The following is a 13,579-nucleotide window of genomic DNA, read 5'->3' on the forward strand; positions in this document are numbered from 1 at the left end:
AGGAGTCTTTTATTCCGGGGAGACAGCTAAGCAGCTAACTGGGCTCGCTTCAAAAAAACCGGAAGATACAGGAGAAAAGGCCGGGATAAGAGGGCGAGGAACCGCACAGAAAAAAATGGCGGCACTGCTCTTTGTGGAAAATACTTCTCTCTGTTCCGCCATCAGGTGGCGGCGTTGTCCGCCACGTCGGTGGCAACCGCTTTCATGCTGAGACGCAACCTTCCCTTGTCATCAGCTTCCAGGACCTTCACCCGAACTACCTGCCCTTCCTTGAGGTGATCGCCGACATTGTTGACGCGCTCATTGGCGATTTGCGAGATATGCAACAGGCCGTCCTTGCCGGGCAGAACGCTGACGATGGCGCCAAAATCCAGAAGCTTCAGTACCGTTCCGTCATATACCCGTCCCACTTCAACTTCAGCCGTGATGTCCTCGATACGTTTTTTCGCCAGCTCACCGCCCTCCGCGTTGACACATGCAATCATGACAGTGCCATCGTCCGTAATATCAATGGTGGTGCCTGTCTCTTCGGTAAGCGCACGGATCACTGCGCCCCCTTTCCCTATGACGTCACGTATTTTCTCGGGATTGATTCTGATCTTGATGATACGGGGGGCATGTTCCGAGATATCCTCGCGCCGGGCCGGCAACACCTGCCTCATGATGGCGAGAATATGCATACGTCCTTCCCTTGCCTGTACCAGGGCAGCATGCAGGATCTCCTTGGTGATCCCTTGAATCTTGATATCCATCTGCAGGGCGGTAATGCCATTTTCGGTACCCGCCACCTTGAAATCCATGTCGCCCAGGTGATCTTCGTCGCCCAGAATATCGGTGAGCACGGCAAACCGGTTGCCTTCCTTGATGAGCCCCATGGCAATACCCGCCACGTGCCCCTTCAGGGGTACACCGGCATCCATCAATGCCAGGCAGCCGCCGCAAACGGACGCCATGGAACTGGAGCCATTGGACTCGGTAATTTCAGAAACCACGCGAAGCGAATAACCAAACTCTTCCGGAGAAGGCAGAACTGCAACCAGGGCTCGCTTTGCCAGCCGTCCGTGGCCGATTTCACGACGCTTGGGGGTTCCAACTCGTCCCGTCTCTCCCGTCGCATAGGGAGGCATGTTGTAGTGAAGCATGAAACGCTCGGAGTAATCTCCCTGGAGAGCATCGATTTTCTGCTCATCGCGACCGGTTCCCAGCGTTGCAACTACCAGCGCCTGAGTTTCCCCGCGGGTAAATAATGCTGAACCGTGGGTCCGCGGCAGGAGCCCGGTCCGGATCGTTATTGGCCGGACGGTGCGGGTATCGCGTCCATCGATGCGCGGTTCGCCGTCCAGAATCTGCGAGCGCACGATTCTCGATTCCAGCGCAAAACAGGCCTCCTTCACCGCCTGGGCGTCAGGACCCTCCCCGTCCTCGACGCCGAGTTCGGTAAAGACTCTTGTCCAGATGTTGTCTATGGTCTCGGACCTGACCTGCTTCTGCTTCTGGCGGAAAGCGGCACGCAAATCATTCTCCGCCAGTTCGGCAATTTTAACGGCCAGCGCAGGGTCTCTTGCAGGCGGCTCCCAATCCCATGCGGTCACACCCGCCTCATCCGCCAGTTCATTGATCGCATCGATGGCAACCTGCATTTGCTGATGACCATAAACGATGGCCCCCAGCATGACATCCTCCGACAGCTCCATCGCATCGGATTCCACCATCAGCACAGCCTGCCGCGTGCCGGCCACGACCAGATTCAGCTGTGTCTGCTTCAGCGCGCTGGTATCGGGATTCAATACATATTCGCCATTGATGTAGCCAATCCGCGCGGCGCCGATAGGCCCATTGAACGGAATGCCCGAGAGCACCAGCGCGGCAGATGCGCCCAGCATGGCGGGAATATCGGCATCTACTTCGTTATCGGAAGACAGGACGGTGGCTACCACCTGCACTTCGTTGTAGAAATTTTCAGGAAAAAGGGGACGGATCGGGCGATCGATCAGACGGGAGGTAAGAATTTCCTTTTCGGAGGGACGGCCTTCACGTTTGAAAAAACTACCGGGTATCCGGCCAGCCGCGTAGCTCCTTTCCTGATAGTCCACCGTCAGGGGAAAGAAATCCTGCCCCTGCTTGGCGCTTTTTGCACCTACCACGGTAACCAGGACGACGGTATCGCCCATGCTGACCATAATGGCGGCATGGGCTTGTCTTGCTATTTCTCCGGTTTCGAATGTTAGTTGATGAGACCCGTACGTAACGCTTTTCTTGATTTTCAATTAACTGCCCTTTTTGATTAAATCATTCCGGTTGCGCTCCAAGCACCATAGCCGCGGTCGCGCAACCGATACAAGCGGAAGCCATTCCGATGTTCAAGGAAGCAAGAGGTTATTCCGCTGCTATCTCAATCGGGGATTTACTTTTACTTGCGCAGGCCAAGCCGTTCTATCAGCGTCCGGTAGCTCTCCACACTGTTCTGCTTCAAATAATCGAGCAGCTTGCGCCGACGGCTTACCATCCGCAGCAAACCGCGGCGGGAGTGATGATCCTTGACATGCGTTTTGAAATGATCGGCCAGATCGTTGATACGCGCGGTCAGTAACGCTACCTGCACTTCGGGAGAACCCGTGTCTCCTGCGGCCCGTTGATAATCGCGCACCACCTGTGCTTTTTGATCGGTTGTGACTGCCATGCTACTCTCCATTACGCCTGATGCGAAAGGGCGACATTTTACTCTTTAACAGGGTGAATTCTCAAGACATTATTGGACTTCCAGTGCGCCGGCAGGCGTTACACATCCACTGCGGGAAGTTCATACGCTGATCACCCACCTCAAGAACGATCAGAGCCGATGGCTTGCCGCCTGGCGACATATCCACCAAGCGAGGGCGCGGGTGAATGAACGGCGCGCATTTCCGCATCGGCGTATCGTACTACGGTCGACAGGGTAGAGCGCGCGGCTCGCGCGTCCGATGCCAGCCGCAGGAGCGTGCCGAGAGTCAGCGCGCGCTTCAGCAACAGCCCCAGCAAGCGTCTCAGGTGAGGACTTCCGTCCGGTCGTACTGCCTCAAGCAGAACACGCGGGGGTGAGAAGTCGAGGGGATCTGAAATAGCGCGTACTACCATGAATGGCAATCCGGCATTCGTGGCAACTTCGGCGACTGCGCCGCTTTCCATATCTACTGCGTTCGCGCCGGTGGCTTCGGCCAGCTCGCGTTTTGCAGAAGTGGAGGTAAGCACCTTGCTGCTGGCAGCCAGGATTCCACCTGCCACATTCAGCTGATCGGGCAGGCATCCCAGCAGACGGGCGCGCCAATTCAAATCAACCGGCAGGAGACAACCGCCCGTATGGATCGACTCTGGCAGCACCAACGCTCCCGAGTTCAGGCCTGCATGCAATGCGCCCGCAAAGCCGAAACTCATCAGTGCAGCAGCTCCTGCATTCTTCAGTCCGGTTGCGGCTGCACCGGCCGCCTCTGCCCCCACTCCACACAGCCAGACGGCAGCGCCATTCCCGAGATCTGTCCTTTGATTGAAGGAGAGGCGCAATGGCGTTATGCAACCCGCCTCCATCCGCATGGCGACAATGATGCCGACCGCCGTCACCCGGGGAACTTCCGGTTCAATGCATGAAATCGGGTCAATGCCCATACCGGGAAATATTTCGTATACCCGTAGTACTTGAGGTAGAAAACCCGCGGGAAGCCGGGAGCGGTAAACCAGGGCTCATGCCAGAGCCCGTCGCTGTCCTGTTCCCGCAAGAGGTAGGCAATTCCCCGGTGAACCTCATGACTTCGCCATTCGCCGGCTCCCATCAGTGCAAGCAGTGCCCATGCGGTATGAAAAGAAGTACTGGTATGAAACTGGCCTGCCTGCTGGGGGGAAAGATAGCTGTCGTTACTTTCTCCCCATCCGCCATCCTCCCGCTGCACGGATTTGAGCCAGTGCACCGCGCGTCGGATGGCAGGATGACCGGCATCTATCCCGGCCAGACGGAAGGCCTCCAGCACAGACCACGTTCCATAGATGTAATTGCTGCCCCAGCGGCCGAACCAGGCGCCACTGGCCTCCTGTTCATTGAAGAGGTATGCCAGACTCCGTTCCAGCGCCTGTTTATGCCTGGACTGGCCGTACAAGGCGAGAAAACCTGCACAGCGGGCGGAAACATCACTGGTGGGAGGATCAAGGAGCGCCCCATGATCGGCAAACGGGATCTCGTTGAGATAGTAATACGTATTGTCGCTGTCGAAAGCCGCAAACCCCCCATTGCTGGACTGCATCCCCGCCAGCCAGTCGGCGGCCCGGCTGATGCTTTCCTGATAAGCCTTAGGGTCGGCCTGGTACAGTGCCCACGCCACCGCAGCCGTGTCGTCGAGATCGGGATAGTGGGGATTTGCATACTGAAAAGCCCAGCCCCCGCCCGGTAATCCGGGATGATCTTCTTGCCAGTCCGCCGGCGCATCGAGCACCTGACAGGGAACCAGCCAGTCGAGCGCTTTCCGGATGGGCTTCTGATCGACCTCCGTATCCTCCTGAAAGGCGAGACAGGTCAGGACGGTATCCCATACTGGGGAAACACAGGGCTGGCACCAGGTACGCTCGCCTTCCTCCACCAGCAGCAGGCGCAGCGCCTTGCGGCATTGCTCCCGCGCGGGATGATCATATGGGTATCCAAGCAATGCCAGAGCTTCGCCGGCATTCACCATGGCAGGAAAGATCGCCCCCAGGCCTGAGTCGCCGTTCAGCCTTTCCACGATCCAGCTTTCCGCCCGCCGCAGCGCCAATCTGCGCACCCCTTGGGGTATGAAGGGTTCGAGCAGGGAGAGAGTGCGCTCGATCAGCAGAAACACGCGATTGAGCGCAGTACGTACCGGAAAATAATTCCGCTCCTCCCCCGGAGGTACCGTAAACAATTCACGAATGGCGACTTTGCGCGGATTCGCCGCGCGCGCCTTCAGGCTGCACAGGATAGATAGCGGAACCATTACGGTCCGCGACCAGTATGCGACCTTGCTGGTATGGAATGGAAACCACTTGGGGAACAGTATGATTTCCACCGGCACAAATGGCACGCCTCGCCAGGGAAGCTGGTCATACATGGCAAGCAGCAGGCGTGTAAATACATTTGCTCTCGCTGCGCCGCCATGTTTCAGAATTGCTGCACGCGCACGCACCATGTGGGGCGCGTCCGGGGAGTCCCCCACAATTTTCAGAGCATAATAGGCCTTGACCGAACAACTCAGATCGAATTCACCGCCGTAGTAGAGCGGCCAGCCTCCGTGCGCTACATCCTGTTTTTCACGAATAAAACGGGCAATCCTGACCTCCAGATCCAGGTCCACTTCATCCATGAAGTGCATCATCAGTATATACTCGGCGGGAATCGTGCAATCGGCCTCCAATGGAAAGCACCAGTGGCCATCCTCCCTCTGCTGAGCCAGCAGCGCACCGCGTGCCGCTTCCAGTCCCGCTTTCAGCATTTTTTCGTCCATTGAGGGAGTATTGTTTGAGCCCGGGGATTGAGCTTGCAATGAAGTTCTCGCCATACCTCCGAATTTTTTCATGTATTTTTACCTAGCGCCTCTTTAAAGTTTCAGGGAAGACCATATCGCAGGGGTGTGAGTGCAGCCATAAAAACTATTAAAAGCATGATTTTACTCGATTCTGCCTCGAAATCGGTACATCGTCGAGATTCATGCAAGGATGTTTATGGCAGATGCAGCGCCCGCTGGACAAGTGAAAGCAGCAGTTGAGATTTGATTAAAATCTCATCGCAATGGCTCGGCCGCGGCCTCGTTCTGTACGGAATCCTCATCTGCGAATTCGTCCAGGCTTTCGGGCGGCGGGTCGCCATCATAGATCAAGTGCTTGCGCTGCTGTAAAAAACCTTCGCGAACGAAAAGATAGGGGTCCAGAGCGGCCTGGTCCCGAATACGCATGGGGCCGGACAATCGCGCCCGCCTGTCGATGATACTTAAAACCGTGATTGGAGCTACCACCGCGCTGCTGGCAACAGTACCCGCATAAAACAAAAGGTTGCTGAAAACGCTCACAGGAATGCCGGGCGCATCCCGATAGCTGCTGGGGCCGATCAGAGGGACAAAAAGGTAGGAGCCGGTATCAACGCCCCAGACGCCGAGGGTCTGCCCGAAATCTTCATCATGCTGTGGCAACCCCATGGGCCCTGCCATGTCGAAGAGCCCGCCCAGGCCGATGGTCGAATTGACCGCAAAGCGAAGGGTGTCCTGGAATCCCTGCCGTACTTTACCTTGCAGGAAAGCATTAAGAATAACATTGGGATATGCAAGGTTGTCGTAGAAATTGCCAATCGAACGCTGCAGGGGGTCGGGCACATGCTTTATATAAGCATCCGCAACCGGCGCCAGAACGGCGCGATCCACCTTGTCGGTAAAATTGTAAAACTGTCGATTGGCTCTTTCATTCGGATCGATCGTATCGATACTCGCATCGTTCTTATGCAGCGCCGCGCAACCGGTAAACAGTGATATGCATGCCAACAACAGGAAGGAAGTTCGCATATTTGCCACCATCCGTAAAGGGAAGGCTATGTCCCTGTTAATCTGTCCCTCAGAATCAGAATCCGCATGGAAGGGGATGTCCACAAACCGCCACAGGTGCGAAGTATACAATTATTGCCGGACTAACGCACAAATCGAGCCTTTGCCCCTGCGGCCGGCGCGCGCAGCAATGCAGGCAGTATCACCAGTGTACAGATAAGCGTAAAAGCCAGCCCCACGGTAAGCATTATTCCCATACTCGCAGTGCCTCTGTGAGACGAGAACATCAGACTTGCGAAATCCACCAGCGCGGTCAGGGCGCTGTAAAAAATCGCCCGCGCAGTGCTGGTATGGATCAGGATCTCGCTTACCAGTTCATTATTCAGACTGCGATGCACCATATGCAGGCTGCTATCGATCCCCAGGCCAAGCAAAAGCGGGAGAGCAATGATATTGGCAAAATTGAACGGAACATCCAGCAGGACTGTGAACGCAGCGGTAAACAGGCTGGACAGCAACAGCGGGAGCAGGACCAGCAGCATGTACTTTACACTGCGCAACAACACCAGCAGGGCAACGATAATTCCAACGAGCGCAAGCAAAAACGCCTGCATGAAGGCGTGCACTACCGCCTCGCCCGCTTCAAGGGTCACCACTGGCGCTCCCGTCACTTCGGGCGCCACTTTCTGCACGCTTCGCACGAAGCGCCGCAATGCATTGTTGTCGTTCAGGTCTTCTGATGGATAAATTGCCAAGCGATATTCGCCTGACTGGGCCTGCCAGCGGTTGCTCAACGATGGCGGCAGATCCTGCTCGCCAAACAGGTTGGCTTCCGTCGCCGTACGCAGGCTCTCCAGCGCCGCAGGCAACGTAACCAGCAGATCTCCCTCCAGGGACCGCAACAAGGCGACCTGGCCGGCAGGACTGGCTGTATCAAGCTGTTCAAACAGGGAGCTCAGGGATGACCTGAGCTTGCGTGCGGCCGGAACTGCCGCATGCTCCGGGCGTGCGGCAATAAAATTGTCCAGTGCGACGGTCAGTGCGTCGAGCGCCTCGCGCTGTTGCCGGAGGGAACTCTCCACGCGGCGATCCTGTCCCACCTCCGCGATCGGTCCCACGGTCAACGCCATTTCCTCGATGAGTTGCAGCTTTTCTTCCTGATTGGCCGGCACGAAGTCGGGGAGACTGACTACCTTCTCCACTTCGGGAAGCTTGCTCAATGCCTGCGTCAGACGGGCCAGTTCCTTCTTGTCTTCTGCCAGCGCCACGGAATGCCACGGCGAGAGATCGGGCTGCGCAAGGAGTTCACGAAAGGCCTGTATCGCTTTTCCCTTCTGATCCTGCAAATTCAGGAGATTGTAGTCGAACCGCACCTGAGGCAGCAGAAGAAGCGCGCCAATCGACGCGGCAAGCGTGGCGGCGTAGGTGAGTCTGTGCCACTTCAGGGATAATTCCAGCACTCTGCCAACCGACGCTTTCGGGGGGGCACTTGCCTTGGCTTGCTGTCGTTTCGGGAGGTAACGCAGCAGGGCAGGCGCAACCGTAAGAGTTACCAGAAGACTGATAATCATGCCTGTGCCGGAGATGATGCCCAATTCCGCCACGCCGCTGTAATCTGTAGGAATGAACGCGTAGAAACCGATCGCGTTTGTGATTGTACAGGCAGTAAGCGCCGCGCCTGCATCCCCGCCTGAAACATGCAGCGCCTCGGTAGACGAGTTGCCGCTTTCCAGAACTTCGCGATAACGCAGCAGAAAGTGAATGGCGAAGTCGGCCCCCAGACCGATGTACAGCACGGCAAACGCAATGGAGATCAGGTTGACATGACCTACTGCGGCGGTGGCAAATGCCGCCGTAAGAATCAGGCCCATGGCGAGACACACCAGTACGTTGATGATCAGTCCGGGCGCTCGCATCGCAAAATAAAGAACCACGACAACCAGGATGAAGGTGATGATTCCTGCGTATTGCATGCCGAGCAGCGAACTGCTCAGTTCGTCATGCGATAACGCCACTTCCCCGGTAATACGCAGGCGGACTGCTCCATCCTCCGTAATTCCTGCATCGCCCGCCGCGGCGAATAGCGCGTTGATGGCCTGCTCCCCGGGAAACATCTGATCATAATTGAGCTTCGGCTTGGCTATGATCAATTCCTGGTATTTGCTTTTTTGCGATTCGCCGCTGAAGAGGGCTTGCCACGACAACGCACGCGGCGCTCCTTCCAGTCTTGCTTTCATCGTGTCACTCACTGCCCCCAGCACCGGACTGAGTTCCATGTCGCGGCCCTTCTGCAATTCCTCTATCGCGCCCGTCAGCACATCGGCGAAAGCCGCGAGCGTAGGATTTCCGGCAATATGGGCCATCAACGGCTGCGCGGCAGCCACACGGTCGGTTATGTGCTGCAGTTCCGCAACGCTTTCATAGAGCAGGCCATTGCGCGTGAAGAAGTCGCCTGCTGTCGGGGGATAGATATCCTCGAAATTGAGAGTGTCTTTTTTCAGCTGCGCGGCAAGGCGTTCGGTGGCCTGATGGACCTGCTCAGGCGTCGGCGCTTCCAGCACTACCAGAAGCGTGTCGACATCCTGCGGAAATGTCTTGTTGTAGTGGGTGATGTTGACACGAAACGGCAGATCCCTGGAGAGCATGTCGGTTGTGTCGGTATTCATGCCGAGATTGCGCGAGACGTAGATGCTGCATCCTGCGGAAATCAGCAGTGCTGTGAAAAGAACCCAGGCGCTATGACGATAGCAAACAGTGGCCCAAGCTGCAAAAATACGGTAGATGCGGCTTTCCGAGCCGTTGTCTGTTGTGGTCATGCTGGGGAAGCAATGTCGGGGAATCGATCCGTGCTTAGAGGATGGTTTCGGGGGTTAGCAGCGAACGAGGTAAAAAAGAATCCCGGTCGTTGGCGAAACAGAATGCAAAAAGGGAAACCTGAAGTCGGGCTTTTCCTTGGGTCCATCAAGCTGCCGTCATACCCGCGAAAGCGGTTATCCGGTTTTTTCAACGAAATAATATTATAAATCCGGTGGATTTCCGCTTTCACGGAAATGACGATCAAGGTTTGGCCGGAAGGTTTCTGCCTCTTATTACAAGCCCCGCCCCTTTTGCCCATGCGGTTCTCTGGATGTCACCGATTTTATTCCGGGTGAAGCGGGCACGGGCTCGAAGTCCGGCGCGACAAGGGCTGGTGGGAAAAGTTGTTTCAAGATTGTCGTGAGAGCAGTGTTCAGTCTTTTCCTGCCTGCTCGATCTTCTGCTGGAGCATGTCGAGGAGCTTTGGGAAACCGTCGCGCTGAAGAATGGCCCTGTACTCGACCCGTTTCAGTGCCAGATCGCTGACACCGTCGGCCAGAATATTCACGATACGCCACCCATCCTTTCCTTGCCGCAGCATGTAGTCAAAGCGTACTGGCTCGCCGCCGGATTGAATCAACTTGCTACGTATCATTACCTGCTCCCGGGGCATGGATTGACGCTCGAGAGACTCAAACCGCTCGCCGTCATATTCCTTGAACTGACTTGCGTAAGTAGCTATGCTCAGCTTGCGAAAAGTATCTGTAAAGGTACGCTGCTGCTCAGCGCTCAATTGGGTCCAGTTCGCTCCCAGCGACGTGCGCGCGATAAAATCAAGATCATGCGTCTGATTGATGACAGGAGCCAGCAATTCATAGCGTCCCTCATAGCCGAGCTTTGCGCCCTCGCGCATCGCCTTGATGAGTGCTTCCTGCAACTGTTTGACGACTTGTTCCGGCGTTCCCGACTCCTGGGTTTCGCTCCAGGAGGGAGACGCCGCCAGAAGCATCAGGACAATTATTTGAAGTTGCAGCAGTGACTTCAGTGCACTCAGGATCTTCATGTTGATAATCTTATAGCAGTTTGTCCATGCACATGACTTGATGAGGCATCTCATCCGGCAATATTCCTTGCGATATTCGGCCAGCTGGGTTTTGCATCGAGTGGCCGATAGTTTCTATACCCCGGAAATCAGATACCCCCCGCGTGACGCTTCCACGATTACATCCCCCACCCCTTTAGCCTTTTGCCGCTCACGCCTGCGCACCCGGCAGGACGCCAGGTCCTGCCATTCATCGGACCCCCTCCGGTAAAGTTGTCTCGGGCAAACCAGCATGCATCGATTTTTAGGGCTGCCGGCTACACGCAGTGTCGCTGTTTCGGCAACGGCCAATGCTATCGCTCTACCTTGACCGGAATTCCCGCAAGCGTGGCCGGGGTTTGCAGTTCCTCTCGCGCCCATTTCGGCGTGGGCTCCGCCACCATCGGTCCGGTTGTTTTTGGTCCCCTGATGGAGGTGAGCAGGGCTTTCAGCGGATGCTGCAGCATATCTTCCACGGCTGTGGCTTCATAGCCGCAATGCGCCATGCATTGGGCACACTTCGGGTTGCTGCTGTTGCCATATTTATCCCAGGGAGTATCATCCAGCAGCTCCTGGAAACTGGATGCATACCCTTCATCCGGAAGCAGATAGCAGGGCTTTTGCCAACCGAAAATGTTGCGCGTCGGATTACCCCAGGGCGTGCACTGATAGTTCTGGTTACCCGCGAGAAAATCGAGATAAAGCGACGAGTGATTGAGCTTCCATTTACGGGTCTTGCCTATCTTGAAAATGCCCCTGAAGAGATTCTTGGTATCCTTCCCCTTAATGAAGATATCCTGCCTGGGAGCGCGCTCATAACTGAACCCGGGCGCGATCGTCGCACCCTCCACTCCCAGCTCCATCGCATAGTCGAGGAACTCCGCAACATCTTCCGGTGTTTCGCCCTGGAACAAGGTGCAATTGACGGTAACCCTGAATCCCTTGGCAACCGCCAGTTTTATAGCCTCAACCGCACGATCGAACACTCCGTCCTGACAGACAGAGGCGTCATGCCTTTCCTTCAGACCATCCAGATGAATGGAAAAGGTCAAATAAGGCGAAGGGGTATAGTCGTCAATCTTCTTCTTTAACAAAAGCGCATTGGTACACAGATAAACATATTTCCTGCGCGCAATGATGCCTCTGACAATCTCCGGCATTTCCTTATGTATCAGTGGCTCCCCACCGGGGATGGAAACCATGGGGGCTCCACACTCATCGACCGCCTGCATGCATTCCTCATACGACATCCGCTTGTCCAGAATGTGGTCGGGATAATCGATCTTGCCGCAGCCGGCACAGGCCAGATTGCACCGGAACAGGGGCTCCAGCATCAAGACCATAGGATATTTTTTTACTCCTCCCAACTTTTGCTTGAGCAGATAAGTGCCGACAGCTATCTGTTGACGTAAAGGAACTCCCATGTATAAATCCTCCAAAAAACTTCCGTAAACTTTATTAATGTCAGGTTGGGGTCACCTGATTTCTTCCTGTTGTTATGCAGGTGCTGAAGTTGTCTGAAGTTGCACCGGGACACTTCAATGCTGGTTCGTTTTTGCGAAACCCCGGAAAAAATAAGCTGGGTTCGCCCTTAGAATAGGGCAATCAGGCGATAAGCCCTGCGAAAACCACCTGCACTTTCGATCCGACAGTTACTTGTCATTCTTCTTGCCAGGATTGCTGTAACGTTTTGTCCTGTAAGCATGTTAACACGTATATTTTCCAAACTAAACTCACAACTCATCCAGGGTTAAACCGCGCAGAGAACATGATCTGGCCCGACAAGGCTGCCCAGCGGGGGCCAAACGGGTTCGTCCGGAGTCGCGGTTCAATGCAATTGACATTTAATCGAAGACGGAAAAAAAGGGGCGCCGAGGCGCCCCTTTCTTGCTGTTGAACAACAATCAGAAATTGTGGCGAAGACCGATAGTGAAGGTACTCCGGTTGCTGCCGGGAGCCACATAGTTGGGTGCCGTGTAGCCCACCGTTGCGCCGGGAGCGGGCGCCAGATCATTAACCCCTGACCCTGCCGGATTGTTGTCGGTTACGTACACGTGCTGATAGCCGCCGAACAGACTGGTGCGCTTGCTCAGGTTGTGAATCGCACCCACGGTAAAGCTGTCGGCCTTGCGTGAGCCCGCGGCATTCACGCCACCAGCATGGGCCTTGGTCATACCGCCCTGCGCCACCAGCGTGGTGCTGCCCAATCTGTATTGGGCGCTGGCAAACCAGAGATTGCCGTCTCCCCCCCAGTTCATGGCGGAGTTGCACTGGCCGGAAACCAGTCCGGAATCGAGCGGATTCGCGGTCAGGGAAGCGGCAGTGCTACATGTGGCCGCCCCGAGCGCGTTGTTGACATCTTCATACTGCCCGCTCAGCTTGAAATTTTCCCAGGCCCATGAAGCGCCCACGCGCCATATTTCTTCTGTTCTGAGGCCGATGCTTTTCTGGATGCCATTGGCATTATCCCGCGAATAGCCGCCGAAGATATCGAGGCCCATGCCCATGAAATCAGCATGGTACTTGGCTGCCGCCTGTCCATCGAATTCACCGTTGCGCCCGCCGGTATTGCCATTGCTGCCCAGGCCGCCAGGAAGGAAGCCGGAAAGGAGGCTGCCGTCCTGAAGAGGATTGAGAGAATTGGCATCGCCCGGCATCAGGATACCCGAGAAGGTGAACCCTTCGATGCTTGCGGAGTCATAACGAATGGCGCTGTTGACGAAAGTATTCGCACCGGAACCCATGCCATTCGCCGCACCGGACATGGTACCGCCGGCGCCATTCGCTTGCAGGGTCGTGTAGGCGAACGGATCGATTGTCATGCCCCCGGCAAAATCCTTGAAGGGGGACTGGAGACGACCGAACCTGATATCGCCCCAGTGGCTGTGGGAGAGGCCGACCCACTGCTCGCGAGGCGTGGTGGCGGAACCGGAGCCGGTGTTAAGCCCGAATTCGAGACGGGCATTTGCTTTCAGGCCATTGCCCAGATCTTCTGTAACCTGCAGACCCCAGCGGGAAGAGCGGGAATTGTCCTGGAGCGCTCCCTGGCTGGGCTGACCAGCGAAATCAACGAGACTGTATTCAGCTTGTGCCCGACCAAAAAGCGTAACGTTTGTCCCCTGAGCGGATGCAACCACCGGGGCCGCGAGTGCACCGGCGACGGCCAGCGCAATCAGTTTCTTTTTCATGTGGAAAA

9 protein-coding genes are annotated in these 13,579 nt (G+C 56.0%); all 9 read right to left on the minus strand.

Annotated elements, in window-relative coordinates:
• Positions 1–161 precede the first annotated feature (161 nt).
• The 9 genes from pnp to NMUL_RS13345 all read right to left on the minus strand — a co-directional run bounded on the left by pnp (position 162) and on the right by NMUL_RS13345 (position 13,571).
• Positions 162–2,267, minus strand: coding sequence for a polyribonucleotide nucleotidyltransferase (pnp, locus tag NMUL_RS13300; RefSeq protein WP_011381841.1), 2,106 nt, complete (start codon positions 2,265–2,267; stop codon positions 162–164).
• Between the two features lie 143 nt (positions 2,268–2,410).
• Positions 2,411–2,680 (minus strand): 30S ribosomal protein S15, encoded by a 270-nt coding sequence (gene rpsO, locus NMUL_RS13305; RefSeq protein ID WP_011381842.1) that lies wholly within the window; start codon positions 2,678–2,680, stop codon positions 2,411–2,413.
• Positions 2,681–2,820: 140 nt separating this feature from the next.
• Positions 2,821–3,639: a phosphorylase family protein gene (locus tag NMUL_RS13310; RefSeq protein ID WP_238529823.1), complete on the minus strand. Its 819-nt coding sequence runs from the start codon at positions 3,637–3,639 to the stop codon at positions 2,821–2,823.
• On the minus strand, positions 3,591–5,552 hold the full coding sequence (gene shc, locus NMUL_RS13315; protein ID WP_011381844.1) for a squalene--hopene cyclase: 1,962 nt from the start codon (positions 5,550–5,552) through the stop codon (positions 3,591–3,593). The genes NMUL_RS13310 and shc overlap by 49 nt, the downstream gene beginning before the upstream one ends.
• Positions 5,553–5,756: 204 nt before the next feature.
• Positions 5,757–6,527 (minus strand): MlaA family lipoprotein, encoded by a 771-nt coding sequence (locus tag NMUL_RS13320; RefSeq protein WP_104009650.1) that lies wholly within the window; start codon positions 6,525–6,527, stop codon positions 5,757–5,759.
• A 122-nt stretch (positions 6,528–6,649) separates the two neighbouring features.
• Complete coding sequence (locus tag NMUL_RS13325) at positions 6,650–9,322, minus strand: MMPL family transporter (RefSeq protein WP_011381846.1); 2,673 nt, start codon at positions 9,320–9,322, stop codon at positions 6,650–6,652.
• A 413-nt stretch (positions 9,323–9,735) separates the two neighbouring features.
• Positions 9,736–10,365: an HpnM family protein gene (locus tag NMUL_RS13335; RefSeq protein WP_049783186.1), complete on the minus strand. Its 630-nt coding sequence runs from the start codon at positions 10,363–10,365 to the stop codon at positions 9,736–9,738.
• A gap of 332 nt (positions 10,366–10,697) precedes the next feature.
• Positions 10,698–11,807 (minus strand): adenosyl-hopene transferase HpnH, encoded by a 1,110-nt coding sequence (hpnH, locus tag NMUL_RS13340; RefSeq protein WP_011381848.1) that lies wholly within the window; start codon positions 11,805–11,807, stop codon positions 10,698–10,700.
• Between the two features lie 480 nt (positions 11,808–12,287).
• Complete coding sequence (locus tag NMUL_RS13345) at positions 12,288–13,571, minus strand: porin (RefSeq protein ID WP_011381849.1); 1,284 nt, start codon at positions 13,569–13,571, stop codon at positions 12,288–12,290.
• Positions 13,572–13,579: the final 8 nt, after the last annotated feature.

Source organism: Nitrosospira multiformis ATCC 25196, assembly GCF_000196355.1.
GTDB lineage: Bacteria > Pseudomonadota > Gammaproteobacteria > Burkholderiales > Nitrosomonadaceae > Nitrosospira > Nitrosospira multiformis.

Bases quoted from the DNA above. Each gene is read 5' to 3' on its own strand.
- rpsO (WP_011381842.1), bottom strand. From the start codon at position 2,680: ATGGCAGTCACAACCGATCAAAAAGCACAGGTGGTGCGCGATTATCAA.
- NMUL_RS13310 (WP_238529823.1), bottom strand. From the start codon at position 3,639: ATGGGCATTGACCCGATTTCATGCATTGAACCGGAAGTTCCCCGGGTG.
- shc (WP_011381844.1), bottom strand. From the start codon at position 5,552: ATGAAAAAATTCGGAGGTATGGCGAGAACTTCATTGCAAGCTCAATCC.
- NMUL_RS13320 (WP_104009650.1), bottom strand. From the start codon at position 6,527: ATGCGAACTTCCTTCCTGTTGTTGGCATGCATATCACTGTTTACCGGT.
- NMUL_RS13325 (WP_011381846.1), bottom strand. From the start codon at position 9,322: ATGACCACAACAGACAACGGCTCGGAAAGCCGCATCTACCGTATTTTT.
- NMUL_RS13335 (WP_049783186.1), bottom strand. From the start codon at position 10,365: ATGAAGATCCTGAGTGCACTGAAGTCACTGCTGCAACTTCAAATAATT.
- hpnH (WP_011381848.1), bottom strand. From the start codon at position 11,807: ATGGGAGTTCCTTTACGTCAACAGATAGCTGTCGGCACTTATCTGCTC.
- NMUL_RS13345 (WP_011381849.1), bottom strand. From the start codon at position 13,571: ATGAAAAAGAAACTGATTGCGCTGGCCGTCGCCGGTGCACTCGCGGCC.